Annotated in this window: 18 protein-coding genes; 9 read left to right on the top strand and 9 right to left on the bottom strand. The window is 73.6% G+C overall.

Annotated features, from left to right (window positions below; all coding sequences use genetic code 11):
• Window positions 1-33: 33 nt before the first annotated feature.
• The 5 genes from JWR81_RS03660 to JWR81_RS03640 all read right to left on the bottom strand — a co-directional run bounded on the left by JWR81_RS03660 (window position 34) and on the right by JWR81_RS03640 (window position 3,000).
• Complete coding sequence (locus JWR81_RS03660) at window positions 34-612, bottom strand: MerR family transcriptional regulator (RefSeq protein WP_297646557.1); 579 nt, start codon at window positions 610-612, stop codon at window positions 34-36.
• A 170-nt stretch (window positions 613-782) separates the two neighbouring features.
• On the bottom strand, window positions 783-1,256 hold the full coding sequence (locus tag JWR81_RS03655; RefSeq protein ID WP_297646555.1) for a bifunctional nuclease family protein: 474 nt from the start codon (window positions 1,254-1,256) through the stop codon (window positions 783-785).
• Between the two features lie 131 nt (window positions 1,257-1,387).
• Window positions 1,388-1,825, bottom strand: coding sequence for a glycogen accumulation regulator GarA (gene garA, locus JWR81_RS03650; RefSeq protein WP_297646553.1), 438 nt, complete (start codon window positions 1,823-1,825; stop codon window positions 1,388-1,390).
• A 124-nt stretch (window positions 1,826-1,949) separates the two neighbouring features.
• Window positions 1,950-2,354 carry a glycine cleavage system protein GcvH gene (gene gcvH, locus JWR81_RS03645; protein ID WP_297646550.1) on the bottom strand — a complete coding sequence of 135 codons (405 nt, stop codon included), beginning with the start codon at window positions 2,352-2,354 and terminating at the stop codon, window positions 1,950-1,952.
• Window positions 2,347-3,000 (bottom strand): CDP-alcohol phosphatidyltransferase family protein, encoded by a 654-nt coding sequence (locus JWR81_RS03640; RefSeq protein ID WP_297646548.1) that lies wholly within the window; start codon window positions 2,998-3,000, stop codon window positions 2,347-2,349. Before JWR81_RS03640 ends, gcvH begins: the two co-directional genes overlap by 8 nt.
• A gap of 73 nt (window positions 3,001-3,073) precedes the next feature.
• Between JWR81_RS03640 and JWR81_RS03635 the strand changes: the two genes are divergently transcribed.
• The 5 genes from JWR81_RS03635 (at window position 3,074) to JWR81_RS03615 (ending at window position 8,292) form a co-directional block, all read left to right on the top strand.
• Entirely contained in the window at window positions 3,074-3,595 is a 522-nt protein-coding gene (locus JWR81_RS03635) for an OsmC family protein (protein WP_297646546.1), read from the top strand.
• Window positions 3,592-5,154 carry an acetolactate synthase large subunit gene (locus tag JWR81_RS03630; protein WP_297646544.1) on the top strand — a complete coding sequence of 521 codons (1,563 nt, stop codon included), beginning with the start codon at window positions 3,592-3,594 and terminating at the stop codon, window positions 5,152-5,154. Before JWR81_RS03635 ends, JWR81_RS03630 begins: the two co-directional genes overlap by 4 nt.
• Before the next feature lie 254 nt (window positions 5,155-5,408).
• Window positions 5,409-6,308: an MEDS domain-containing protein gene (locus tag JWR81_RS03625; protein ID WP_297646541.1), complete on the top strand. Its 900-nt coding sequence runs from the start codon at window positions 5,409-5,411 to the stop codon at window positions 6,306-6,308.
• On the top strand, window positions 6,305-7,255 hold the full coding sequence (locus JWR81_RS03620; protein ID WP_297646540.1) for an ATP-binding protein: 951 nt from the start codon (window positions 6,305-6,307) through the stop codon (window positions 7,253-7,255). The genes JWR81_RS03625 and JWR81_RS03620 overlap by 4 nt, the downstream gene beginning before the upstream one ends.
• A 203-nt stretch (window positions 7,256-7,458) precedes the next feature.
• Window positions 7,459-8,292 carry a BTAD domain-containing putative transcriptional regulator gene (locus JWR81_RS03615; RefSeq protein WP_297646538.1) on the top strand — a complete coding sequence of 278 codons (834 nt, stop codon included), beginning with the start codon at window positions 7,459-7,461 and terminating at the stop codon, window positions 8,290-8,292.
• Here JWR81_RS03615 and JWR81_RS03610 read toward each other — a convergent pair.
• Entirely contained in the window at window positions 8,289-8,516 is a 228-nt protein-coding gene (locus JWR81_RS03610; protein ID WP_297646536.1) for a hypothetical protein, read from the bottom strand. The two genes, JWR81_RS03615 and JWR81_RS03610, sit on opposite strands and share 4 nt — an antisense overlap.
• 216 nt (window positions 8,517-8,732) lie before the next feature.
• Here JWR81_RS03610 and JWR81_RS03605 point away from each other — a divergent pair, with 216 nt between their 5' ends.
• Window positions 8,733-8,921, top strand: coding sequence for a hypothetical protein (locus JWR81_RS03605; RefSeq protein WP_297646534.1), 189 nt, complete (start codon window positions 8,733-8,735; stop codon window positions 8,919-8,921).
• Here JWR81_RS03605 and JWR81_RS03600 read toward each other — a convergent pair.
• Both JWR81_RS03600 and fgd read right to left on the bottom strand, forming a co-directional pair.
• Complete coding sequence (locus tag JWR81_RS03600) at window positions 8,918-9,709, bottom strand: enoyl-CoA hydratase-related protein (RefSeq protein ID WP_297646532.1); 792 nt, start codon at window positions 9,707-9,709, stop codon at window positions 8,918-8,920. The genes JWR81_RS03605 and JWR81_RS03600 overlap by 4 nt on opposite strands.
• A gap of 114 nt (window positions 9,710-9,823) precedes the next feature.
• Window positions 9,824-10,828 carry a glucose-6-phosphate dehydrogenase (coenzyme-F420) gene (gene fgd / locus JWR81_RS03595; protein WP_297646530.1) on the bottom strand — a complete coding sequence of 335 codons (1,005 nt, stop codon included), beginning with the start codon at window positions 10,826-10,828 and terminating at the stop codon, window positions 9,824-9,826.
• 138 nt (window positions 10,829-10,966) lie between these two features.
• On the opposite strand from fgd, the gene JWR81_RS03590 reads away from it, so the two are divergent.
• Both JWR81_RS03590 and JWR81_RS03585 read left to right on the top strand, forming a co-directional pair.
• On the top strand, window positions 10,967-12,832 hold the full coding sequence (locus tag JWR81_RS03590; RefSeq protein ID WP_297646529.1) for an ABC transporter ATP-binding protein: 1,866 nt from the start codon (window positions 10,967-10,969) through the stop codon (window positions 12,830-12,832).
• Complete coding sequence (locus JWR81_RS03585; RefSeq protein ID WP_297646528.1) at window positions 12,829-14,667, top strand: ABC transporter ATP-binding protein; 1,839 nt, start codon at window positions 12,829-12,831, stop codon at window positions 14,665-14,667. The genes JWR81_RS03590 and JWR81_RS03585 overlap by 4 nt, the downstream gene beginning before the upstream one ends.
• 174 nt (window positions 14,668-14,841) lie before the next feature.
• Here the strand turns inward: JWR81_RS03585 and JWR81_RS03580 are convergent, their stop codons facing one another.
• The gene (locus tag JWR81_RS03580) at window positions 14,842-15,831 is read right to left on the bottom strand and encodes a DUF5937 family protein (RefSeq protein WP_297646526.1); all 990 of its coding nucleotides are present in this window, start codon (window positions 15,829-15,831) and stop codon (window positions 14,842-14,844) included.
• Window positions 15,832-15,888: 57 nt separating this feature from the next.
• Here JWR81_RS03580 and JWR81_RS03575 point away from each other — a divergent pair, with 57 nt between their 5' ends.
• The gene (locus tag JWR81_RS03575; RefSeq protein ID WP_297646525.1) at window positions 15,889-17,097 is read left to right on the top strand and encodes an MFS transporter; all 1,209 of its coding nucleotides are present in this window, start codon (window positions 15,889-15,891) and stop codon (window positions 17,095-17,097) included.
• The last annotated feature ends 3 nt before the right edge of the window (window positions 17,098-17,100 follow it).

Raw genomic sequence — 17,100 nt, 5'->3', positions numbered from 1 at the left:
AGTACGGCCCCTTCGAGTCGAGAGCTGAGAGAGCTAGCTGATGGCCTTGCGGGAGCGGCGGCGCGACAGCTCGTCCTCGGGCGACTCGTCGACGGTGCCGCCGTCGGCGCGCTCCACCGGGAAGTCCTTGATGGAGCCGCTGATCTCGCGCATGGCCCCGGACACCGCGATGCCGAACACGCCCTGGCCACCACGGAGCAGGTCGACGACCTCCTCAGGCGAGGAGCACTCGTAGACCGTGGTGCCGTCGCTGAAGAGGGTGATGCCGGCGAGGTCGCGGATGCCGCGGCGCCGCAGGTGCTCGACGGCGACACGGATGTTCTGCAGGGACACCCCGGCGTCGAGCAGCCGCTTGACGACCTTGAGGACGAGCACGTCCTTGAAGGAGTAGAGGCGCTGCGACCCCGAGCCCGCGGCCCCACGGATCGACGGGACGACGAGACCGGTGCGGGCCCAGTAGTCGAGCTGCCGGTAGGTGATGCCCACGACCTGCGTGGCGGTGGGCCCCCGGAACCCGACGAGTTGGTCGGGCGTCCCGTCGAACCCCGCTCCGAGGAGGGGATCAGGGAAGAGCTCGCCCTGTTCAGGCGTGCTGGTCGGCGGGTCGTCCACCGAGCTCCTTCCCGCCGGGGTGCACCCGGTGCGGAGGAACCGTCCGGTGGATCACCACTGTGTTGCACTGACCGTAAGCGGGCACACGCGACCGGTCAACGCGGCGCGCCGGACCGGTCACCCAGTCCTGGGCGTGTCGCCCGGCGGAATACCCGGACCGGGGCCGGACCTCAGGGCTGGGCGCCCCGGAAGTCCTCGGGAGAGATCGAGTCCAGGAACTCCCGGAACTTCTCGACCTCGTCCTCCTGCTCGTCCGGGATGATCAGCCCGGCCTCGGCGAGGACGCTCTCCTCGGCGTGGATCGGCACCCCGACCCGCAGGGCCAGCGCCACCGAGTCGCTCGGCCGCGCCGACACCTTGACCCCGCCGTCGAAGACGAGCTCGGCGTAGAACGTGCCCTCCTGGAGGTCGGTGATACGCACCTGCTCCAGTCGGCGGCCCAGCCCGGCGATCACGTCCTTGAGGAGGTCGTGGGTCAACGGGCGGGCGGGTTTGACCCCCTGCTGCTCCAGGGCGATCGCGGTGGCCTCCACCGAGCCGATCCAGATCGGGAGATAGCGATCACCACTGGTCTCCCGCAACAGGAGGATCGGCTGGTTCGCGGGCAGTTCGACCCGGACGCCCACGACGCGCATCTCGCTCATGCGCTCTCCTCCTCCTGACGGTCCTGCTGTGCTTCGACGCTACACGTGACGCCCGGCCCGCGCCCGCCTCCGGACGGGCGGCGGACGGTCGCCGAGGGTCGCGAACGCACCCCGGCCGGCGTCGTGCGACGTCAGCCGCGGGCGCCGGTGATGAAGACCAGCCGGAACTTCCCGATCTGGACCTCGTCACCGTTGACGAGGACGGCGGTGTCGACCGGCTCGCGGTTGACGTAGGTGCCGTTGAGGCTGCCGACGTCGACGACGACGAACTCGCCGCCGTCGTTGCGGAACTCCGCGTGCCGGCGCGACACCGTGACGTCGTCGAGGAAGATGTCGCTGTCGGGGTGGCGCCCCGCGCTGGTGGACGCACGGTCGAGCAGGAACCGCGATCCCGCGTTCGGCCCGCGCTTGACCACCAGCAGGGCTGCGCCCTCGGGCAGGGCGTCGACGCCGGAGACCGGCTGGTCCTGGGCGGGAGGCTCGGCCTCGGAGAGGAAGTCAGCCCGGAAGACCGACGTGGTCTCGGGGGAACGCTCCGGGGGCACGCCGGGCCCGTCGTTCGTGGTCACCTCGGGGACTCCTCCTGCACTCCTGCAAATGTGCGCTGGACGATGTGCCGGGGCGGCCTGATGGGCCGTCCGGCGTGGTTGGTGCGGTCAACCTACCGCGTGGGGCAGGACCCGCACGGGCCGGTCAGCTGCCGACGAGCTCGCCGTACGCCGCGGCGTCGAGCAGGTCGGCGGGGACGCCCGTGGCGCCGTCCGCGAGCTGCACGTCGATCATCCAACCGGCCTCGTACGGGCCGCTGTTGATCAGCTCGGGATTGTCGGCCAGAGCCTCGTTGACCGCGACGACGGTGCCGCCGACGGGGGCGTAGAGGTCCGACACGGACTTGGTGGACTCGACCTCGCCGACCGCGGCGCCCGCGGCCACCGTGGTCCCGACGTCGGGGAGCTGGACGAAGACGACATCGCCGAGCTGGGACTGGGCGTGGTCGGTGATGCCGATCCGCACCACCCCGTCCCCCATCTCGCGCACCCACTCGTGGGCTTCGGTGTACCGCAGGTCCTCGGGGATCACGCCGGGGAGCCTAGCCATCCGACGGGGTGGGCCGGGGCACCGCCCCATCGGCAGGCGGCCGGTCCACCGGACGCCGCAGCGCCAGCACGAACTCCGCCAGGTAGAGCGCGCCCGAGTAGAGGTAGAGGGCCGTGCCCCAGATCGCGAACGCATAGCCCAGCGGGCGGCAGATGTCGGAGAACCAGCCCTCCCCGAGGCCGGCCAGCAGCAGCGGGAAGGCGTACAGCAGCAGGAACGTGGCGGCCTTGCCCAGGTAGGTGACGACGAAGGGCCCGTACCCGCGGCGGCGCAGCACCAGCACGCAGACGCCCAGCACCAGGTCGCGGGCGACCAGCAGGACCACGCCCCACCAGGGCACGACGTCGCGCACGGCCAGCGCCACCAGCGCGGCGAGGATGTAGAGCCGGTCCACCGCGGGGTCGAGCAGGGCCCCCAGACGGCTGTGCTGGTCCAGCAGCCGGGCGAGCTTGCCGTCGAGCCAGTCGGTGATGCCGCCGATGCCCAGCACGACGATCGCCCAGACGTCCTGCACGGCGAACCCGTCGGGCCGCGAGCCGATCAGCAGCCAGACGAACAACGGCACCCCGAGCAGGCGCAGCACGCTCAGCGCGTTGGGGATCGTCAGGACGCGGCTGTGGTCCGAGAGCGTCGGTGCGGCGGGCACGGGAGCAGACAGTACTGCCGGCCCGTCCACCCGGCGGGTGCGTGGCGCCCGGCCGGGAGGCACGATGTCGCCCATGGACGCAGACACGCTCAAGGGCATCCAGGGCCCACTGAAGGCGCAGTACAAGGACGACCCCGCCTCCGCGGTGGTCACGCTCAAGGCCGACGGCGAGCTCGACGGCACCGGTATCGCCTGCCGGGTCACGACCGCCACCGCGCTGGTCGAGGCCGGCCTGCACCCCGCCACCGGGGGCGACGGCATGCAGCTCTGCTCGGGCGACATGCTGCTCGAGGCCCTCGTGGCCTGCGCCGGCGTCACGATGCGGGCGGTCGCCACATCGCTGGGCATCGACGTCGCCGGCACCCTGCACGCCGAGGGCGACCTCGATTTCCGCGGCACGCTCGGCGTCGACAAGGAGGCCCCGGTGGGCTTCCGCGACATCCGCCTGACCTTCGACCTGGACACCACGGCCGACGCCGACCAGGTCGCCACGCTGATGAAGCTGACCGAGCGCTACTGCGTGGTGCTGCAGACGCTGGTCAACTCCCCCAGCACGGCCGTGAACGTCCGGACGCCGGAGAGCACGAGCGCGTGAACGGAGCGCACGCACTCCTGCACTCCCTCGTCGCGAGCGGCGTGGACGTCTGCTTCGCCAACCCCGGCACGTCGGAGATGCACTTCGTCGCCGCGCTGGACGGGGTGCCGGAGATGCGTGCGGTCCTGACCCTCTTCGAGGGCGTGGCCACCGGCGCGGCCGACGGCTACGCCCGGATGGCCGACCGGCCCGCGGCCACGCTGCTGCACCTGGGGCCGGGCCTGGGCAACGGGCTGGCCAACCTGCACAACGCCCGCCGGGCCGGCACGCCGATCGTCAACGTCGTGGGCGACCACGCCACGTTCCACGCGCGGTACGACGCCCCGCTGCAGTCCGACATCGACGCCGTCGCCGGGTCGGTGTCGGGGTGGGTGCACCACAGCGCCTCCTCCGCGGACGTCGGGGCCGACGCGGCCGCCGCCGTGGCCGCGGCCCGTGCGGGCACCATCGCGACCCTCGTACTGCCCGCCGATGTCAGCTGGTCCGACGGCGGGGCTCCCGCCGCACCGCGGCCTGTCGCGTCCCGGGTCACCGCCGAGCCGGAGGCGGTCAAGGCGGCCGCCGACGCCCTCACCTGCGGGGAGCGGTGCGTCCTGCTGGTCGGGGGCGACGCCACCCGGGCCGACGGGCTCGCCGCCGCCGACCGGATCGCCACCGCCACCGGAGCGCGGCTGCTCACCGAGACCTTCCCGACCCGGCTCGAACGGGGTGCGGGCGTCGCCCCCGCCGGGCGGCTCGGCTACGCCGCCGACATGGCCGTCCACCAGCTGCGGGGCGCGCGGCACCTCGTCCTGGTCGGGGCCCGCTCGCCGGTCAGCTTCTTCGCCTACCCCGGCCAGCCGGGCGATCTCGTGCCCGAGGGCTGCACCGTGCACGAGGTGGTGGTCCGCGAGGGCGCGGCCGCCGACGCACTGGCCGAGCTCGCCGACCTGGTCGCCCCCGGCACCACCCCCACCCTGGCGCGGGCGTCCCGGCCGCAGCTGCCCACGGGCGCCCTGACCGTCGAGACCGCCTCGGCCGTGGTCGGGACGCTGCTGCCCGAGGGGGCGATCGTCGTCGACGAGGCGATCACGTCAGGCCTCGGACTGCCCGGGGCCACCGCGGGCGCCCCGCGCCACGACTGGCTCACCCTCACCGGCGGCGCCATCGGCTACGGCCTGCCCGCCGCCACCGGTGCGTCCGTGGCCTGCCCGGACCGTCCCGTGTGGTGCCTGCAGGCCGACGGCAGCGCGATGTACACGATCTCGGCACTGTGGACGCACGCCCGCGAGAGCCTCGACGTCACCACCGTCGTCTACAACAACAGCGCCTACGCGATCCTGCGGGGCGAGCTGCAGCAGGTCGGGGCGTCGGGCTTCGTCGTGGGCGACGGCGCCCGCGCGAAGGCGCTGCTCGACATCGGCGGCCCGCGGCTGGACTTCGTCGCGCTGGCCACGGGCATGGGCGTGCCCGCCGTACGGGTCGACACCGCCGAGGGTTTCGCCGGCGCGCTGCGGAGGGCGGCGGCCGAGCCCGGCCCCCATCTCGTGGAGGCGATGGTGCCACCGCTGGTGGCGTGACGGGCTCCGACGGGGTGTGAGCGGACCGGCGCCGGCCGTGGTCGAGGCCCGCGTCGGCACGTGCATCTGCATGAACGATCACCGTTCGTCGCCGACGATCAGCATCTCACCGCCTCGTTCACCGCTCGGGCGGGCGAGACCCCCGGGAGGCGGACGTAGAGTAGGACCCGGTTCACGCTGCGTTCATCGCCTGCTCAGGGCGTGTCCGGGCGCCACGAAGGTGGACCCACGATCAGGTTCCGGCGGGGTGGGCCATGACGAGAGCGATCGGGGATCTCTCCCTGGCCGATCACTCGTGCGTCATTCCGGACAGTGACGAGCACCTGTGGGAGGTCACGGCCGCGTGGGTCGCCGACGGACTCGCCGCGGGTGACCGGGTGGTCTACTTCGAGGACGACACCGCCGACCGGATGCTGCGCCGGCTCTTCGAGGACCGCGTCGGCGTCCGCGACGCCCTGGACGGGGGCCAGCTGCTCATCGTGCCCACGGAGATCACGCGCAAGACGCTGACCCAACCGGCCGAGGCGATCACCCAGGTCATCGCCGAGCAGATCGACGAGACGCACGCGCAGGGCTGGCCGGGGCTGCGGCTGGCCGGCGAGTCGCAGTCCGGGCTACGGGCCGGCGGCCTGCAGAAGATCGTCGACTTCGAGCGCTCGGTCGACCGCCTCCTGCACACGAGCCCCACCACCCGCATGCTGTGCCGGTACGACCGGCGGTACTTCGACGACCACGCCGTCGCGGAGATGCGCGACATCCATGAGACCGAGCTGGTGACGCCCGCCGTGTACGACGACACCCTGCTGCGCATCACCCACATCGGGCCCGCCTCGGCGCGCATCGCCGGGGAGGTCGACCACAGCAACAGGCTGCAGGTCCGGCGGCTGCTCGAGTCCACGCTGGACGCCGCACTCCGCTCGCACTCCGCGCCCACCGACATCACGCTGGACCTGTCGTCGCTGCGGTTCCTCGACGTGGCGGGGGCGGTCGGCCTCGTGCACGCCGCCGAGGAGTTCCCCAGCACCCACCGGCTGGTGCTCGCCGGCGTGCAGCCGCGGGTGATGCGCGTGCTCGACCGCTGCGGGGCCCCGTTCGCTGCGCAGCTCGTGGTCATCCCGCTCCCGGCGGTGGAGCAGCCGGGAGCGATCTCGTGAAGGTCGAGAACACCCGCGAGCCGCAGCCCCGGATGACGCACGCCGTGGGCCTCCACAGCTCCCGTGACAACCTGCTCGCTCAGCTCCTCCCGCTGGTCACGGCCGGGCTCGAGCGCGGCGAGCCCGTCGCCGTCGCCGTGCAGCCGTCCACCATGGAGGCCGTGTACGACATGTTCGGGAGCCTGCCGGGGCTCATGCAGCTGGCCCCGCCGGAGGGATCCGACGGGGGCTCCGGCCAGACGCTCGCCGCCCGCCGCGCCCGCCAGCTCCGCGAGCTCACCGCGGCCTCGGGTTCCGCCACCGTCGTCACCGAGCACTGGAACCGCTTCGACGGGCTCGACGGCAGCTTCTGGACCGAGCTCGACGCCGCCATGAACGTCGCGTTGTCCGACCTGCCGGTGCACATCACCTGCTTCTTCCCGGAGATGCCGCTGCACCTGGAGGTCCTCGCAGGCGCGCGGCGGAACCACCCGCTGCTGCTGGTCGACGGCGAGCAGCGCCACAACCCCTGGTACCGGCGCCCGCGCGACGTCCTCGCCGAGGTCCCCGCCCCCTCCCCCGTGCTGCTCGGCCCTCCGGACTCGCGGATGGTGTTCGGCGCCTGGCAGCTCAACGAGGTGCGCGACGCGGTCGAGCACGCGCTGCTCGCCGCCGGCTACGGGCGCGACCGCGCCGAGGACGTCGTACTGGCGGTCAACGAGGTCACCACCAACGCCGTCGAGCACGGTGCCGGCGAGGCGCAGATCAGCGTGTGGGCCGCCTCCGACGGGTTCGTTTTCGAGGTCCAGGACAACGGTGCCCTCCGCGACCCGCTGCCCGGCCTGCGGGCGCCGCACCCCTCGGAGCCACGGGGCCGCGGGATCTGGATAGCGCGGCAACTGTGTGACTCGCTGCACGTCTGGCCTGATCGCGGAGGCACCCACGTCCGCATGCGCGCCGCACCGTGAGTAAGATCGCAGCAGCGCGTCACCCGGACGGCCGCACGTCAGCCCGAACTGTGACGAACATGCCCCTTGGCAATCCCCTTGACGCGGAGAACACTTCTCTGCGGACTCGGCGCCACGAGGCTGCATTCGGGTCAACAACGGGTACAACCACTTTTGGGACGAGAATGTCTGACGATCAGCGACGATCTCGCACGACTCAGGCCATGCACCGGGACGACGTCCGTCGGATCACAGTGCTCGGCTCGTTCACGCTGGCCGACGGCAGCGTGGCCGTACCCCTCGGCGTCGACTCTCGACGCCTCGTGGCCTACCTCGCCGTCCACCCCCGTCCGCAGGAGCGCGCAGCGCTCGCGGCCGACCTCTTCCCCGGTGTCGCCGCCAACGCCGCGGCCCGGCTGCTCCGCGACGCCGTCGACGCCGTCGACGTCCCGGGCCTGCTCACCGGCACCGACGACCCCGATGCGCCCCTGGCTCTCGCCGCCGACGTCGAGGTCGACCTCGCGTTCGCGATGGCCCTGATCCGCGCCCTGCCGACGATCTCGGCCGACGCGGTCACCGACACCACCGCGCTGGGCGCCGACATCCTCCCGGACTGGACGGCCGCGTGGATCGCCGTCGAGCGGGAGCGCTTCCGCCAGCTGCGCCTGCACGCCGTCGAGGAGCGCAGCCTGCGGCTCTCGGCCGTCGGCCGTTACGAGGACGCCGTCGAGATGGCGCAGATCGCCGTCACCACCGCCCCGAGCCGCGAGAGCGCCCGCCGCGCCCTCATCGAGGCGCACCTGGCCCAGGGCGACATCGCCGCGGCCGTCGCCGAGTACGACCAGTACCAGGAGCTGCTGCGCTCCAGCGTCGGCGGGCCCACCCCGTCCGGTCTGGAGGGGCTGTTCCCGCCCGCGCCGGTGTGGCCGGTGCTGCGTGCCCGCCGTGCGATGCCGCGCTCGGCCGTGCAGCTGCCCGGCATCCGCTCGGTCCGTGGCGCCGCGGGCGGCACCCGCCGCCTCGTGGCCGGCGGTTCGGTGCCCGGCACCTCCCGCTAGACCTCACCGTTCGAACGCCCCGGCCAGCGCTGCTGACCGGGGCGTTCAGCGTTGCGCACCGCGCCCCGGGAGCGCCGCGTCCGCAGCACCCACGCCAGCTCCACGGCCGCGAACACGGCCAGCACGACGGCAGCCACCCCGAAGAACCGGTAGCCGCACAGCATCGCCACGGCCGCGAGCCCGAGGAACACGAGCACGGCCAGGCCCGACAGCCACGCCGTCACGCGCGACCGCTCCTCGGCCGGGGCAGGATCGTCGGAAGCAGGCACGACCTCGGGTTACCCCATCGGGTGTCGGACGAATCGGGCGCGGGCGCCGGGGCGTGAGCCGGCGGCGGCCCGGATGGCCACCGGCCATGCGCCCATCCGGCTGACGCCCCCTCCCTCGCCGCCCGCCCGGACCGCGAACGCCACGGCTGCCTCGACCGCCGCCGGATCGCCATGGGGCGGGTCTACGCGCTGTTCCCGCGCCTGGAGGAGCCGGCGAAGCAGCTGGCCGGGACGCTCTCGGCGGCGAGCAGCAGATACCGGCCATCGGCAGCGTGGTCGCGTCCGGCACCCTCGCGGGAGCCGGCCGACGACCCGGCGGTGCGCCGCGTCCACCTCGGGGCGGAGCCCGCCTCTCCCTAGTGGAAGCGGGGGGCTCGCTTCTCGACGAACGCGGCGAGCCCCTCAGCCCCCTCCGGTCCGCCGGCACTGACGGAGATCGACTCGGCCTCCAGCGCCAGGTGCTCGCTGAGGGTGTGGTCGGACGAGCCCGCCAGCAGGCGCTTGATCCGGCCCAGCGCCGCCGTCGGGCCCTGGGCGATGCGCAGCGCGGTGTGCTCGGCCTCCGCGACGACGTCGGCGTCGTCGACGACGGCGGTGACGATGCCCGCGGCCAGCGCGGCGTCGGCGTCGAGCACCTGGTCGGTGAGCAGCATGTGCTTGGCCCGGCCGGCGCCGACGATCCGGGGCAGCGTCCAGCTCATGCCGCCGTCCGGGGAGAAGCCGATGCCGGGGTAGGCGGGGCGCACGTGCGTGGACCGGCCGGCCACGGCGAGGTCGGCGGCGCAGACGATCGACAGGCCCGCGCCCGCCGCCCACCCCGGTACGCCCGCGACGACGGGCACCGGGCAGGCGACGAGCGCGGTGATGAAGCGGTGGAAGCTGTCGGCGAGCTGCTTGACGTACGCGCCGCGGTCCTCGGCGCCGGCGAAGGCGCGCACGTCGCCGCCGGTGCAGAAGCTGGCGCCCTCGCTGACCAGCAGCACGGCGCCGACCTCGGACGGGTCGAGCGACTCCAGCACCGCGACGATCTCCGGAAGGGCGTCGCCGTCGAGCGTGCCGTGCCGTCCGCGCGCCACCCGGACCCGGAGCACGCGCCCGTCCCGCACGACCGCAGGGACCTCGGTTCCGACCGCCTCGCTGGTGCTCACGTCCGCTCCCCTTCCGCCCGGGGCGGCGTCGCCCCGGTGCCCGCTCAGCCTAGGGACTGATCCGGAAACGGTCAGCAGTGACCGCCCCCGGTTCGGTCACAGTTCGCGGAGCTGTCACAGCTCGCGGAGCCTGGGCAGCACGTCCTCGGAGAACTGGGTGAGGAACCGCTCCTGGTCGTGGCCGGGGCCGTGGAAGACCAGGTGGTTGAGGCCGGCGTCGACGTAGGGCTTGATCCCATCGAGGGCCTCGTCGGGGTTGGACGCCACGATCCAGCGCTTCGCGACCTGCTCGATGGGCAGCTCGTCGGCGAGGCGCTCCATCTCCGTGGCGGAGTCCACGCTGTTCTTCTGGTCGGCCGTGAGCGACAGCGGAGCCCAGAACCGGCAGTTCTCCAGCGCGACGTCCTTGTCCCGGTCGTAGGACAACTTGATCTCGATCATGTGGTCGATGTCGGCCGGATCGCGCCCGGCCTTCGCCGCACCCTCGGCCACCGACGGGATCAGCTTCTCCGTGTAGAGGTCCATCCCCTTGCCGGAGGTGCAGATGAACCCGTCGGCCGCGCGACCGGCGTACCGGGCCACCATCGGCCCACCCGCGGCGACGTAGATCGGGACCGGCTGCTCGGGCTTGTCGTAGATGATCGCGTTGACCGTCCGGTAGTACTCCCCGTCGAAGGAGACCTCCTCGTCGGACGTCCACAGCTGCCGGATCAGGTCCACGGCCTCGCGCAGGCGGGCGAAGCGCTCCTTGAAGTCCGGCCACTCACGGCCCGACACGGCGATCTCGTTGAGCGCCTCCCCCGTACCGACGCCCAGCATCACCCGGCCGGGGTACAGCAGGCCCAGCGTGGCGAACATCTGCGCCAGCACGGCGGGGTTGTAGCGGAACGTCGGGGTCAGCACCGAGGTGCCCAGCTGGATGCGCGAGGTGCGCTCCCCCACCGCCGGCAGCCACGCCAGCGCGGCCGGCGCGTGTCCGCCCTCGTGACGCCACGGCAGGAAGTGGTCCGACACCACAGCGCTGTCCAGGCCCACCTCCTCGGCCCGCACCGCGTACTCCACCAGGTCACGGGGCCCGAACTGCTCCGCCGACGCCTTGTAGCCGATCCGCAACGCCACGACTGCGCTCCCTACTCACGTACCGCCGCCCGATCGACGTGCGGCGCTTGTGTCCCAACCTAGGCGACGCCCGCACCGCACGACGGACCAGGAACTCGGATGCGCCCAGCATCACGGGGGCATAGCGTCGACCGAGCCATGAGCGAATCCTCCTTCGCCGGCGCCCCGCGACCCACCCTCTCCGCCCTGCGCCGGCTGCTGCCCTATGTCCGCCCCCACCGCCTGCCGCTGGTCGGGAGCGGTGTCGCCGCGCTCGTCGGCACCCTGGCCGGTCTCGCCGTCCCGCTCTGGACGCGTGCCATCGTCGACGGTTCCATCGCCCGGGGCGACCTCGGGCTGCTGCCCTGGCTGGTGCTGGGCGTGCTCGCGCTCGGCCTCGTCGAGGCGGGGCTGGTCTTCCTGCGGCGGATGCTGGTCGCACGGCCGAGCAACCAGATCGAGGCCTCGATGCGGGCAGACCTGTTCGCCCACCTGCAGCGGCTGCCCGTGGCGTTCCACGACCGCTGGGCGTCGGGCCAGCTGCTGTCGCGGGCCACCTCCGACCTGACGACGATCCGCTGGTTCGTCGCGTTCTCCGGCATCTTCCTGGTGGTCAACGCACTGACCCTGGTGGTCGGCATCGGCGTGCTCGTCTGGCTCTCGCCGCCCCTGGGCCTCGTCGTGGCGATCACGGCCGTCCCGCTCACCGCTCTCACGCTGATGCTGGAGCGCCGCTTCTCCCGGGCCGCGCGCCGAGCCCAGGACCAGGCGGGCGACCTGGCCAGCGTCGTCGAGGAGTCGGCGCTGGGCATCCGCGTGCTCAAGTCGCTGGGCCGCGGACGCGAGCTGACGGCCCGGTACCTGGCCGAGGCACGGCACCTGCGCGGCACCGAGCTGTTCAAGGTGCGGCTGCTCGCGGCCCTCTGGGCGGTGCTGATCATGCTGCCCGAGCTCGCGATCGCCGCGATCCTCGGCGTCGGCGCGCGGGGCGTCGCCACCGGGACCATCACGCTGGGCACGCTCGTCGCCGCGGTCTCCGTGCTCACCTACCTGTACTGGCCGATCGCGTCGATCGGGTACCTGCTCGCCGAGGCGAGCAACGCCGCGGCCGCCACCACGCGGTACTGGGAGGTCCGCGACATCGCACCGGCCATCACCGACCCCGCCGCGCCCGAGCCGCTGGCGGCACCGGTGCTCGGCGAGCTCGTGCTGCGCGACGTGCACTTCACCTACCCCGGTGCCGACCGCGAGATCCTGCGCGGGGTGGACCTGACCGTCCGGCCCGGCGAGACGATGGCGCTGGTCGGGGCCACCGGATCGGGCAAGACCACGCTCACGGCGCTGCTGTCGCGCCTCTACGACGTCACCGGTGGCGCGGTGCTGCTCGACGGCGTCGACGTCCGGCACGTGCGGCTGGCCGAGCTGCGCCGCGCCGTCGTCACGGCGTTCGAGGACCCGGTGCTGATCTCGGCGAGCGTGCGGGAGAACGTGGCGCTGGGTGTCCCGGACGCCCCCGACGACGCGATCTGGGACGCGCTGCGCGTCGCGAGCGCCGACGGCTTCGTCGCGGCCCTGCCGTGGGGGCTGGACACGCGCATCGGCGAGCAGGGCATGTCGCTCTCGGGCGGGCAGCGCCAGCGGCTCGCGCTGGCCCGCGCCGTGCTCGGGTACCCGCCCGTGCTGGTGCTCGACGACCCGCTCTCGGCGCTCGACGTGCACACCGAGGCGGAGGTGGAGGGCGCCCTGCGGCGCGTGCTGGGCGGCCGGGACCGAGCTGGCGAGGTCGCGCATCGACACGTCACGGCACGCCGTGACGGCGCCGCCGAGCGCAGGCGAGGCGGCGGTGTCACGGCGCTGGTGGTGGCCCACCGGCCGTCAACGGTGCAGCTCGCCGACCGCGTCGCGATGCTGCAGGACGGGCGGATCACGGCCGTGGGTGACCACAGCGAGCTGCTCGCCACCGACCCGGCGTACCGGGCCCTGGTCTCGAGCCTGGACGACCATCGAGAGGGGGCGATCGCTTGAGCACCGACACCGGCACCGACTGGCGTGGGATCGGCGGCGACGACGACGAGGCCGACGTCGTCTCGACCAGCACCGGCCTGCGGTTGCAGCGTCGCGCCCGCGCGCTCGTCGCCGATCTGGTGCGCCCGCACCGGCCGGCCGTCGTGCTCGCGATCGTGCTGCTGGTGGCCGAGAACGCGCTGATGCTGGCCGGGCCGCTGCTGGTGGCGACGACCATCGACACGGGCGTGCCCGCGGCGCTACGCGGCGAGCTCGGTCCGCTGGCCTGGGCGATCGGCGGCTACGCGGCGACCGGCCTGGGCGCGGCGGCCCTGCGCGCGGCGTTCCTGGCGCTGTCGGGCCGCATCGGGCAGGACCTCCTGCTCGAGGTGCGCCGGCGCGTCTTCGCGCACGGGCAGCGGCTGTCGCTCGACTTCCACGAGTCCTACACCTCGGGCCGGCTCATCTCCCGGCTCACGAGCGACCTCGACTCGCTCAACGACCTGCTGGAGAAGGGCCTCGACGGGCTGCTGGGTGCGATGCTGTCGCTCGTCGGCATCACGGTGCTCCTGATCTGGCTCGACCCGCTGCTCGCGGGGATCGTGCTGGTCGGGTTCGTACCGCTGGTGGCCCTGACGCGCTGGTTCCAGCGGCGGTCGAGGGCGAGCTACCGGCGCACCCGGACCACGGTGGCGCGGCTGATCGTGCACCTCGTCGAGTCGATGAACGGCATCCGCGCCGTGCAGGCGTTCCGCCGGGAGCGGCGCAGCGAGCAGATCATGCACGGCCTGTCGAGCGCCTACCGCGACGCCAACGCCGACGCGTTCCGCACCGTCGCCTGGTACGTGGGCTGGCTGCGGCTGGTCGGCAACGTGACGCTGGCGCTGGTGCTGCTGGTCGGCGGCCTGCGGGTGGTCGGCGGGTCGCTGGAGCTGGGCGCGCTGACGGCGTTCCTGCTCTACCTGCGCCGCTTCTACGACCCGCTCGACGACCTGGCGCAGTTCTTCAACGCCTACCAGTCGGCGGCCGCGGCGCTGGAGAAGATCGCATCGGTGCTCGACACCCCCGCCGGGGTCCCCGAGCCCCTGCGGCCGACGGCGCTGCCCGTCCCGGTGAAGGGGGCGCTCGACTTCGACCGGGTCCGCTTCGCGTACAGCCGGTCCGCCGAGCGGGAGATCCTGCCCGAGTTCTCGCTGCGCGTGCCGGCCGGCCAGACGGTGGCGCTGGTCGGGGCGACGGGCGCGGGCAAGTCCACGCTGGCCAAGCTCGCGGCGCGGTTCTACGACCCCACCGCCGGTGCGGTGCGGCTCGACGGCGTGGACCTGCGTGACGTGAGCGACGACGACCTGCGCGCGGCGCTGGTGATGATCACCCAGGAGGCGTTCCTGTTCTCCGGGTCCGTCGCCGACAACGTCGCGATGGGCCGGCCGTCCGCATCACGCGCCGAGATCGTCGCGGCTGTGGAGGCGGTGGGGGCGCGGGAGTTCGTCGAGGCGCTCCCCGACCGGTTCGACACCGACGTGCGCAAGCGCGGCGGGCGCCTGTCGGCCGGTCAGCGGCAGCTCGTGTCGCTGGCCCGGGTGGTGCTCGCCGACCCCGCGGTGGTGCTGCTCGACGAGGCCACCTCGTCGCTGGACGTGCCGTCGGAGCGGGCGGTGCAGGCGGCGTTGGAGACGGTGCTCGCCGGGCGCACCGCGCTGATCATCGCCCACCGGCTGTCGACGGTGCTCATCGCCGACCGCGTGCTGGTGATGGCCGACGGTGTCGTCGTCCAGGACGGCAGCCCGGAGGAACTGCTGGGAAGGGGCGGCGAGTTCGCCGACCTGCATGCGGCATGGCGCGCGTCGCTGGCCTGACCCGCCGCGCCCTCGATACCAGGGCAGGCTGACGGTAGGGCGGACACCGGGCCCGTCACGGTGGTGGCGCCGCCGTGCCGTGCCCGCACTCCCCGGGTCGACACCCGCGACCGCGACCCGACACGTTCCGGCGCCCGAATCGACACGGCCGGGCGCTCGTGACCGCCGGCGCCGTCAGGCGGCGCCGCCGGCCAGGGCCGCTCCGAGGGCGGTGCGGCGGTGCAGCACGTCCCGCCCCGATCGCCGCGCGGCCACCAGCCCGTTCTCGCGGAGCACCCTGAGGTGCACCGACGTGGTCGGCAGCCCGATCCCGGCTCGCCGGGCCAGCACGCTCGTCGACGCCTCCTCCCCCAGCGCGCGCAGCAGGGCGGCCCGGGAACCGCCGAGGAGCTCGCCCAGCGCGCCGGGGTCACGGGCGGGGGCGGGCGGCCATAGCGTGCCCACCCCGCGGGCCGGGTAGACGACCGTGGGCTGCATCGGCGGGTCGGTGATCGCGATGACGTGCGGCCACGCGAACACGCTCGGCAGGAGCACCAGCCCGCGGCCGCGGACGTCCTCGGTGAAGCCGTGCGACCCGCCGCGGAACGCCAGCACGCCGTCGGCCCACGACAGCTCGGTGTGCAGGTCGTTCAGCACCGACGCGAGGCCGCCGGTGGCCAGCGCCGCCGCCCGGTGGGCGATGTCCGCGGCGAGCAGGTCGTCGATCGCCGCCCAGAACGGCCGGATCAACACCTCCCAGCAGACGCGCTGCGCGGCCACGATGCGGCCCAGGCTGCGGGCCGGGTCGGCGAGCAGGTCCGCGAGACCGTCGCGCACGTCCTGAGCCGCCCGCGCGTGGGTCCGGCCGATCTCCAGCTCCCGGACCACCTGGTCGACCGGCGTCGCCGCGACCGCCGCGAGCTCGTCGTCGAAGGAGGTGGTGGGGCCGACCGGGGTCGGGACGAGGAAGTCGGGCGTGAACCCGGGCCGCGGTACGAGCGGTGCCAGCACCTCCGACGCAGCCGCGAGCACACGTCGGTCGAGTGCCCGCAGCCATGAGAGGTGGTAGGCCTGGCGCCACGGCTCCCGCGTGACGCGCAGCGCCTCCATCGTCTCCCACAACGGTGATCGCGCGAACCGGAGGCCGAGCACGTCGGCGGTGTCGAGCTGCAGGTCGAGGGGCACGTTTCGATCCTGCCCGAAGCGTGCGGGATCCGTCCCGCGATCGGGGAGGCTCGACGCGTGTCCACCTACCGCACCGTCCTGCGCGGAGCCGAGTTCCGGGCCGTGCTGGGCGCGCATGTGTTCGCGATGCTCGCCATGATCATCGGCGACGTCTCGCTGACCGTGCTCGTCTACCAGCGGACCTCCTCCCCGTTGCTCGCCTCGCTGACGTTCGCGATCGGGTTCGTGCCGATGGGCCTCGGCGCGCTGTTCCTCGGCGGGGTCGGGCGGAACCGGCCGAGCCGGGACGTCCTGGTCGCCTGCGAGGCGGTGTGCGCAGGGCTGCTCGTGCTGATGGCCGTGCCCGGCATGCCGATCGTCGCGATGCTCGCGCTGCTGGCGGTCAAGGGCACGATCGACCCGATCTTCTCCGGCACCCGCGCGGCGACCCTGCCCGAACTGCTGGGCGACGACGGGTTCGCCTACGGCCGCTCGTTGCTGCGGCTGGTGTCGCAGAACGCCCAGATGGTCGGCTTCGCCGCCGGTGGCCTCGCCCTCGTGATCGTCACCCCGGCGCAGGCGTTGCTCACCGCGGCGACGGGCTACGCGCTCTCGGCGGTCGTCCTGTTCGTCGGCACCCGCCGGTGCCCACCCGCCGGTCGCGCCGTCGACCCGATCGGGCCGGTCGCCGCCCTGCGGGTGCTGCTCGCGGTGCCGGGCATGCGGTCGGTCCTGGCCATGTCGTGGCTCCCCGCGTTCTTCGCGGTCGCCCCCGAGGCGCTCGCCAATCCCTACGCCCACCGGCTGGGCGAGGGCACCGTCGCGGTCGGGCTGTTGCTCACCGGGCTGCCGGTGGGGTCTGTGCTCGGGGAGCTGCTGGCGGGGTCGCTGCTCACGCCCGCCCGGCGCGCCCGGCTCGTCGTCCCCCTCGCGACCGCAGGCTTCGCGCCGGTGCTGCTGTTCGCGGTCACACCGTCGCTGCCCGTGACCATGGCCCTGCTGGTGCTCGCCGGGCTCACCACCAGCTATTTCATCGGGCTCGACCAGCTCGCGCTGGCCACGGTGCCCGAGGACCTGCGGCGACGGGGCTTCGCCCTGCAGTCGGCCGGGATGATGGTCACTCAGGGCCTCGGGTTCGCGACGGCGGGAGCGCTCGCGGAGTGGCTGCCGGTGAATGCCGTGATCCCGATCGTCGCCGCGTGCGGCATCGTCGTCGCGCTCGTCGTCGGGCTCGGTCTGCGGCGGGCGCACCCCGCCGCGCGACGTCGGGAGACGGCGACAGCCTGATCG

This window comes from Pseudonocardia sp. (assembly GCF_025965585.1).
Lineage (GTDB): Bacteria > Actinomycetota > Actinomycetes > Mycobacteriales > Pseudonocardiaceae > Pseudonocardia.
This window is presented reverse-complemented; position numbering and strand designations above follow the sequence as displayed.